Annotated in this window: 3 protein-coding genes; all 3 read right to left on the bottom strand. The window is 57.7% G+C overall.

The features are described from left to right. On the bottom strand, positions 1-1,258 hold a 1,258-nt coding region (locus FDW87_RS04395; protein WP_252363004.1), incomplete at its 3' end, for an ABC transporter transmembrane domain-containing protein. Further along, positions 1,255-2,664 (bottom strand): TolC family outer membrane protein, encoded by a 1,410-nt coding sequence (locus FDW87_RS04390; protein ID WP_046275995.1) that lies wholly within the window; start codon positions 2,662-2,664, stop codon positions 1,255-1,257. The genes FDW87_RS04395 and FDW87_RS04390, both read right to left, overlap by 4 nt. Before the next feature lie 100 nt (positions 2,665-2,764). After that, on the bottom strand, positions 2,765-9,339 hold a 6,575-nt coding region (locus FDW87_RS21760), incomplete at its 5' end, for a BapA/Bap/LapF family large adhesin (protein ID WP_252363003.1).

Genomic DNA, 9,339 nt, shown 5'->3' with positions numbered 1-9,339 from the left:
TGGTCATTGTGCCTTCAATGACCATCGGCGCGCCGAACATAATGATGGCGGCGTAGACCAGGCTTTGTACCGACATGCCCCAGCCAATCAGCCCCTGAGTCAGCTTGCGCGTGCGCAGCCCGGACTCTCCGGTAATACGGATGTAGCTGTTCCACTGTTGTAAAAAGCGGTTTTCCGCCTGCATCAGCTTGATATCTTCCAGCCCCTGAACGCTCTCGACCAGCACCGCGTTGCGCAGGGTGGATTCATGCGCTGCCTGGTTGGCGAGCACCGCCAGTTTCTTCTGTAACAGCAAACCAGGCAGGATCATCAGCAGGGCCGAGACGGGGGCTATCCACGCCAAGGGCGGGGCGATAAAGGCCAGCACCACGATAAACAAAAAGAAAAACGGTAGATCGACAATCGTCGACAGGGTCGAGGAGGTGATCATCTCGCGAACCTGTTCCAGCTCGCGCAGTTGAGAAATAAAGCTCCCCGTCGAGCGGGGAACGGCGCTGTTGCGCAGCCGCAATGCGTGGCTGAACACGCGATCGGAAATGCGCATATCGGCGCGTTTGCCGAGCAGGTCCATTATGTGGGTACGCGCTTCGCGCAGCAAAAAGCCAAACAGCACCGCCACCAGAACGCCGGTGGAGAGAACATACAGCGTTGGATAAGACTGGGCGGGGATCACCCGATCATAGACCTGCATCGAAAAGATAATCCCGGCGAGCGACAGGACGTTAATCAGAAAGGCGGCAACCATGACCGGCAGGTAAGGGCGGATGTCCTGTAACACCAGTTCGCGCATCCAGTCGGGCTTGAAGCGCGAAATATAGCGGTCTACCCGACTGTCCTTCAGCGCTGACAGCGGGCGCAGCGCGGTAATGCTCACGATCTCCGGCAGAAGTTCTGCAACTGTGAGTCGGTTACGCTGGCCCTCTTCGGCGATGATAAAAACATCCAACGTATCTTCACCGTTGAAATGTTCTATCACCATCAGTTGGCCGTCGCGCAGTTCCGCCACCACCGGCAGACGCCACTGGCCCAACGCCTGCGTGGCGGTATCCAGCGCATGAAATGACAGCCCCGCCTGACGCGCCAGCTGCGACAGGGCCATAGCTCGGCTTTTTCCCGCAAACCACGGGGCGTTGGCCTGGATTGCACCGGGCGAACAGGCAACGCGATAGTGGCTGGCAATATGCGTCATCGCCAGCGCCCACTGGCTCAGGGCGTGTTCGCCAATCGCATCTTCCGCATGTGTATCGACGTCGCTCATAGCTTTATCTCCACCGATTGAATACTGCGGTTATTTAAGGCGAACGCCTGGCGAAGCGAGCCGGTGTTATAGAGGCAGTTCAACTGGAGCTGGCGCAGCTGGTTTTGAGTCTGGAGTTCAGCAAAACGGGCCTGATATACCTCCTGCTCGGCGTTAAGCACGTCGAGCAGTGGGCGTGACCCGAGGTCCAGATACTGCTGTTGATAAAGCTCGCGCGTTTGTTCACTCAGCCGTTGCTGGCGACGCAGGATCTGCAGGGCAGTGGCGAGGCTCATCGCCTGGCTGCGGGATTCCAGTAATTTCTGCCGCACTTCAAGTCGGGTACGCTGGATGGAGTACTGTGCAGACTCTACCGCGTGACTGGCGGCGTTGCGTCTGGCGGTGAGTCCGCCCCCCTGATACAGCGGCATCTCGACTTTTACCCACGTGGAGTACTGGGTTTTATCGAGCACCTCATGGCTGGGGTATTTGTCGTTGAGATAGTGCTGAACCGACGGCTCGAGGGAGATAGTGGGCGTCATCTGCGCGTTGGCGTAATCGAGATTTGCCTGGGCCACATTCGCCTGCGCCCATGCCGCCAGCACCGCAGGAACCAGCTTATCGTCCGGTTTGACCACATCACAACTGCTGTCCAGTTTGACCGGAAATTCGTTGCTGATGCCGTTAAGCGAGTTCCAGCCGAGGAAGCTCATCAGCGTTGCCTTGCTGCTGTCGAGATTAGCCTGATACTGCGCCAACTGAGAACGTGCAGACTCGATACGCGCATCGGTTTGCACCACGTCGGATAGCGAGGTTGCCCCTTCATCATTGCGTTGACGGGTCAGCCGACCAATACCGTTCAAGGCGCTGAGCTGCTCTTCGGCGGCGTCCACCATTTGCTGCCACGTCTGCACCTGGACTATCGCGTTGGCGGTTGCGTGGGCGATGGTATCAATACTGAGTAACACATTCGCCTGCTGTTGTGCGGATCCGGCGGTTTCAGCGCGGACCTGGCTTGCCACTTTGCCGAAGTCGTACAGCATTTGCGATACTGAAATAACCAGGGCCGGGCTAAAGCCGTGATCGGTATAAGTATTGCTGTAACCGTTGTTCATCCCGGCAGAAACCTGCGGGTAATATTTTGATTTCGCCACGTCGATCTGCTCATTTTGTGAGAGCAGTTTGCCGATGGATTCACGAATAGAAGGATGCCAGCTCACGGCGCGGCTCACTGCGTCGTTGAGCGTCAGGCTGCCGGGGGCGGCGGCGCTCAGCGGCAGATCGGCAACCGCGCCGTCCAGCGAGGGCAGCATCTGGCTGGTGGCCAGGCCTTCCGGCGTAATAATTTGCGGTTCATCTTCGGCATTCACCCGCAGGGTACAGAGCGTTAATGCCAGCAGTAAGGCAACAGGCGCGACATTTCTCATAGTTTATCCCTTACAAAATACGGCAGCGACGACTGTTATTGCCCCGGACGTCATGGCATCCGGGGCTGTAGTTATGGCGCTTTAACGTTATGCGTTAGCTTCAGGGCACAATGTGATTTTGTTGCACCAGTTCATCGAGCGTGGTGTGTACGTTCTCCAGCGTTATGAGATTGGTTGAGTGATAAGTGTTGCCCGTACCGTCGCGGTCGATGGCAATCACCGTGTTGTTACCGTTGGTGGTCACGGTGAGGTAGTTGCCGAGCGTAGCGTTCTGCCCGTTCCAGCCCACCAGCAGGTCGCCGATATCGATTTTGTCGCCCTGGGCCAGCGAGAAGTTGGTCCAGGTATCGGTAGGTCCAACGCCAACATTGCCAACGTTACCACCGGTAGCGTCGTTGGCGTTGAGCAGGTGATAAATCAGCGTATCGCCGTAGACACTGCCGGTAAAACGATCGGCATCTACGGTGCTTACAACCTGCGGATTCATGTTGATGGTCAACGTAGCGGTATCGGTATGCCCATTCTGATCGTTTAGGGTGTAAGTAAATGTCTCTTTGGTGAGGATGGTGGAAAGTGAGACATCGCTGTTGAGGGCGTAGGTGTAATGACCATCAATGCCAATGGTCAGTTTGCCGTACAGTCCGTTAATGATGGCGCTGGTCGTGCTGCTCAGCGGATCCAGCGTGGCGGTGCTACCACCCGTGCCGTTCACCGTCAGCAAGGTATGCACGCTGGCAATATGGTCCCCATCATAAATGTTGCCGGCGACGCTGTTTGCCGCGGACGTTTCGACGTTCTGCAGGTCGATTATCGTGCCTTTCACGCTAGGGGTGATGGTGATATTCCCCAGCCCTAAAGCCCCGACGCTGCCGGTGTAGTCGAGTCGATAGTTACCGGGGTGCAACATGATCCCCAGGGCAATATCGATATTGCCGCCAATGAGCAATCCACCGTTGAATGAGTTACTGGCAACCTTAACGTTGTTACTGTCATACAGCGCCCAGGTGACGGTCAGTCCGCCCAGCGTCAGACCTGAAGCAACGTTAAAATGCAGTATGGCGTTTTGCACCGCCGTTCCCGTCGCGACCTCAATGACGCCAGTGCCATTTTGTGAGGTGGGAGAAAGGAGTTGGGCGTTCCAACTGGCGTTCCCGACGCTGTTGTCAGCAAACAATCTGGAGGTGTCCGCCTGCGTGGTGACTGCCATCGTGCTACTGATGTCATTTACGGCGTCCAGCGGCTGCGGCGTTGGTTTGATATTCAGCGAGGCGCTGCCGGTATCGCCGTTTGGTGCTCTGACCTTATACACGAAGCTGTCCGGGGTGTTGATACCGTCTGCACCCAGTCCGCTTCTTAGCGTGTAGGTGTAGTTCCCCTTCGCATCGATAGTCAGCGTGCCGTACTGCCCATTAATAGTGGTAGTGCCCGTCCCGTTTACGACGATACCGTTTACTTCGGTGATAACGGTATTGGCCGGAGCCGAGTCGTTGACCAGCAGATTGCCATTGGTTGTCGCACTCAGGCTGTCGACGGCGTAGGTGTGATCGGCCTGAATATTCAGGGTATAGCTGGTCAGCAGCGTCAGGCCGCCGGAAGCGTTAAGTAGGAACAGATAATCGCCACCCGGTAGCGTAATGGTATACGCTGACGAACTTCCGCCCAGTAGGGCAGTGACCCAGTTTGGCTGTACCCGGTACTGCTCATACTGCTGAATTGACTCGTTGAAGCGATAAACATAGAGATCGAAGCCGCCAAGCGTCACGCCGAGAACATTAGCCTGTACGGTCAGCGTGCGGGTTGCGCCATCGTCAACGTTGAACTTAATCGGGTTAGTCAGACCGTTGACCAGACTGACATCCAGCACATTACCCAGTCCGACGTTGGCGAGCGTGAAGCCAGTTTGTTGTGAAGGCAAGTGGTCAACCGCGATGACTTGCGTTCCGTAAGTCAGCGCAGCTACATCGTCTGCCGCGGTTACCGTACTGGTGGTTGGAGCCTGACCGAGCGTTACCACCAGTTTTGCCGAGGAGTGATCGCTGCCATGCGTCAGCGTGTAGGTGAAACTTTCAGAACGACCATACACTGAGATTGACGTATTGGTCAGGGTATAGGTGTAGCTACCGTTCTGATTGATATGCAGAATACCGTATTTCCCTTGCACATCAATGCCGCCCGCCGGGATATTCACAACGTTGCCGTTACCGTCGGTGATGGCGGTGACCAGCGTGCCGGAAGGCGCATTATCCTGCCCGTTGGCGGGATCGGTATCCGTAATGATGTTCCCGGATTCCGTGGTACCGCCGATGATGGTCCCTGCGCTGGCTTTTACCACTGAGACATCAAGGCTGGTGTATGCCCCGGTCGCCAGCAGGTTGGTGTTGTAGCTGACCACGCGGTAATCACCGCCAGTCAGCCCGCTGTAATTGAGCGTTACGCCCGAGGCGCCCAGGGTGAGCAGGCTGGCGAAGTCTGGTTTCCCGGTATCCACCACCGTTACCCAGGCATTCAGCCCGGTGTCAAAGCGCTGGATAACGACTTCAAGCGTGTTTAACAGCGACAGCACCACGCCGGTCGCGGCGGCATTGATCGTAATGGACCCACTGCCGCCAGAAGCGATGCTGAAATTAACGCTTGCCGTATCGTTCCCCAGCACGTTGGCGACATTCCCCAAGGCATTAACCAGCAGGAAACCATAATCGCTTTGATGCTCGGTGCTGACGATAACATCGGTTTGCAGCGGCAGACTGGTGACGTTGTCTTCAGCCAGCAGTGGTAATACCGGTGCGATAGCGCTTGTCGGCGATGAGGTATTGCCAGCCGCATCGGTCGCCGTGGCGGACAGCGACTGACCTTCAATTTGGCGAACCGGCAGGTTGACGCTGTAGACACCGCTGCTGTTGGCGATTGCCGTCACGCTGGTGCCGCCGGGCAGGGAGATAGTGACCGTGCTTCCCGCTTCGGCGACGCCGCTGACGGTGCCGCCATCGGCGCTGATCAGTATCGTTGGCGCGGTCGGTGGCGTGGTGTCCACAATCACGCTGAACGAACTGGACAATCCGCTTGCGCCGTTGGCGTTTGTTGCAGTGGCGGTAAACGCGTGGTTACCTTCGCTGAGCGCCCCGGATGGGGTAAAGCTCCAGATCCCGTTACCGTCTGCGGTCGTGGTGCCCATTAGCACGCCGTTGTTGTACAGGCTGACGATGGCGTTAGCCTGCGCCGTTCCGCTGAGCGTTGGCAGCGTATCATTGGTGGTTTTACCGGGGGCGACGGACCCCGTGATCGTACCGACGTCATCGAGAACGCTGGCAATAACCGGCGCAGGCGGTACGCCAGTAAACGGTGCCAGAACATTACCCGCCGTGCCGATGTTGCCTGCGGCATCCTGGGCGCTGACCTGCAGCGTTTGCCCACTAATTTGCGGTGGGTTCAGCGTGAAGGTGAAATTACCGGAGGCGTTGGCGGTTGCCGTGCCGAGCACCGTTCCACCGCTGGAGGTAATAATGACCGTGCTGTTTGGCTCGGCAACGCCGGTGAGCGTGGTACCGTTGGCGTTTACCGCCAGCCCTGTAGGAATGCCCGGGGCGACGGTATCGACCACGATCGCTGCCGCAGACGATATGCCACTGGTATTACCCGCACTGTCCGTTGCGGTGATGGTAAAGGAGTGGGTACCTTGTGCCAGCGCGGTGGTTGGGGTGTAACTCCAGTTACCGCTGCCGTCCGCCGTCACGCTGATGACAAAGCTGCCGTTATCGTAAATATCGACCCGCGCGTTGGCTTCTGTGGTGCCGTTTAACGTTGGGCGTGCGTCGTTGGTTGGCTGATTAGTGCCAATCGCCCCGGTGTTTGGCCCGACGTCGTCAATAATGCTGCTGATTGAAGGCTGCGTCGGCGCCGTGGTGTCGACCACCACGCTAAAGCCTGCCGTCGCACTGCTGGTGTTGCCCGCCGCATCTGTTGCGGTGACGGTGAAGGTGTGCGATCCATTCGTCAGCGGCGTAGTTGGGGTAAACGACCAACTGTTATTATTTTGCACCAGCGCCGTACCCAGCAGGGTGCTTCCATCATAGATGCTGACGGTGCTGCTTGCCTCGGCGGTACCGTTCAGCGTCGGGCGCGCATCGTTGGTCAGTTGTCCGTTGTTGAGCGCCGCATTGAACACGCCGCCTGCGATATCATCCACCACTGAGACCAGCAGCGGGGCGGATGGCGCAATGGTGTCGACATTAATAATAAACCCGCCGGAGTTGGGACTTACGTTTCCGGCGGCATCGGTGGCGATAGCGGTAAACACATGCTGACCGTTACCCAGCGCGGCAGGCAGATATTCCCAGGTGCCGTCTATCGCCGCAGTTACCGTTGCCAGCAGCGTGCCATTATCGTAGATGGCTACCCGGGCACCGGCTTCCGCCGAGCCGTTGAGTACGGGACGGGTGTCGTTGGTAAAGGCCCCGCTCGACAGCGTTCCGGTTCCCGGTAGCACGTCATCAAAAGCCTGGATAATCGTTGGTGCAAGCGGGGCGACGGTATCAACAACGATGTTAAATCCAGCGGACGTGAGGCTGACGTTTCCGGCAGCGTCGGTGGCTGTCACCGTCAGCGCGTGGTTACCGTTGCCAAGCTCGGTTCCTGGCGTGAAGCTCCAGGCGCCCGTGCCATCCGCTGAGGTAAAGCCGATAAACGATCCGTTATCGTAAACTCTTACCGTGGCATTGGCTTCAGCCGTGCCGCTTAGCGTCGGGAGTGGATCGTTCGTGGCCTGACCGTTGTTCAGATTACCGATCAGCGGGCCGACATCATCTGCAACCTGAGTAATCGCTGGCGTACCAGGCAACACGGTATCCACGATAAGCGCGAAGCCATTGGATGGCTGGCTGGTATTACCGGCGCTGTCGGTGGCGGTGACGGTCAGCGTATGCGGGCCGTTACTGAGTGCATCCGTTGGGGTTAAGCTCCAGGTGCCGTTAGCCCCAACGGTGGTGGTGCCGATGGGCTGACCATCGCTCAGGACGGTTATGGTCGCGCCAATTTCACCGGTGCCGCTCAGGGCCGGACGGGATTCATTCGTGGTCTGCCCGTTGGTTATCGGGCCTGTTGTCGGTGCGGTGCTGTCCTGAACTGTGCTGATGACCGGGATTGACGGGGCAACTGAGTCCAGCTCAATAGTAAACGATGATGATACCCCACCGGAGTTACCTGCCTGATCGGTGGCAACGGTGGTGAATATATGTTGTCCCTGTCCCAGCGGTGCATCCGGTGTGAAGCGCCAGTTGCCTGACTCGTCCACCTGCGCTGTACCGATGGCGACGCCGTTATCACGGATCGTGATGATGGCGCCGATCTCGCCTTTGCCGTTCAGCGTAGGCTGCGCATCGTTCGTCAGTTGTCCGTTGGTCAGCGCTGTATTGCCAGGCTGATCGTCAATTACGGAGGTAATGGTCGGTGCCGCTGGCGGCTGCGTGTCGACGACAACCACAAACGGCGGCGTTGCCGGGCTGATATTGCCCGCGCCATCTGTGACGGTGGCAGTCAGCGAGTGGCTGCCTTCACCGAGAGCAGGCGCAGGCGTAAAGCTCCAGTTGCCGTTTTCATCGCTGATGGTTGTGCCGATGACCGCCCCGTTGTCGCGGATGGTAACAAGCGAATCCGCCTCGGTAACGCCAGCAAGCGTTGGAGTATTATCGTTGGTCAACTGCCCGGAGGTCAGGGTCTGAATCGCACCAACGTTGTCCGTGACTGTCACAATAGAGGGGGCATTCGGCACCAGGGTATCGACAATGATCTGGAAATCACCGGATGGATCTCCCTGGTTGCCTGCGGCATCTGTTGCGCGAGCGGTAAAGATATGGTCGCCTTCTCCCAGCGGAGCGGTCGGGGTAAAACTCCAGAATCCGTTGCTGTTTACCGTGGTAGTGGCATAAGCGATGCCATTATCGTAAAGGGTGATGGTTGCCCCCGCTTCGCCGGTTCCGTTAAACGTTGGGCGGGAATCGTTGGTAATTTGCCCTTTATCCAACGATCCGGTGCCGGGGGCAATATCGTCAATAATGCTGGTGATAGTTGGCACCTGCGGGGGCGTGGTGTCGATGGTGATTGCGTAGTTGGGCGACAGACCACTTGGGGTACCGTCCACCGTTTGTGAAACCGTGAAGTTATAGGTAATGCCGTTAGTCAGCGCAGTGGGTAGCTGATAACTCCATGCGCCAGACACGGCATCGGCGGTTACCGTGGCGATGGATGCGCCATTTTGATAGATAGTCACCGATGCCCCAGCAGTGGCCGTCCCTTGCAGCAGCGGTAAGGTGTCGTTGGTGGTTTTACCGTTGCCAATCACCCCCATGATGGGCGCGATGTCATCAACGATCTCAAGAGTCGGTGGATGCGGAACGCTGGAGGTAGCGGCGTTAAACGTTGTAGGGTCGCTTTGATTTCCGGCGGTATCCTGAGCGATGGCGTTGAGCGCCTGACCGGTTGTTTGCGCTGGCGAAATGGTGACAGCAAAGTTACCAGAACCGTCTGCCACCCCCTGGCCGAGAATGGTGTTACCGCTGCGAATAATCACGGTGCTGCCGGCATCGGCCGTACCGCTTACCAGCGTCCCGTTAGGATCTACGCTGGTAACCGTAGGCGTTGCAGGCGGCAGGGTATCGACAATCACCGTCAGCGGGTTATCTG

The organism is Citrobacter sp. wls826 (genome assembly GCF_005281245.1).
In the GTDB taxonomy this organism is placed as follows: Bacteria; Pseudomonadota; Gammaproteobacteria; order Enterobacterales; family Enterobacteriaceae; genus Citrobacter; species Citrobacter braakii.
The sequence above is the reverse complement of the archived record's forward strand: the minus strand, read 5'-3'. Positions and strand labels throughout refer to the sequence as shown.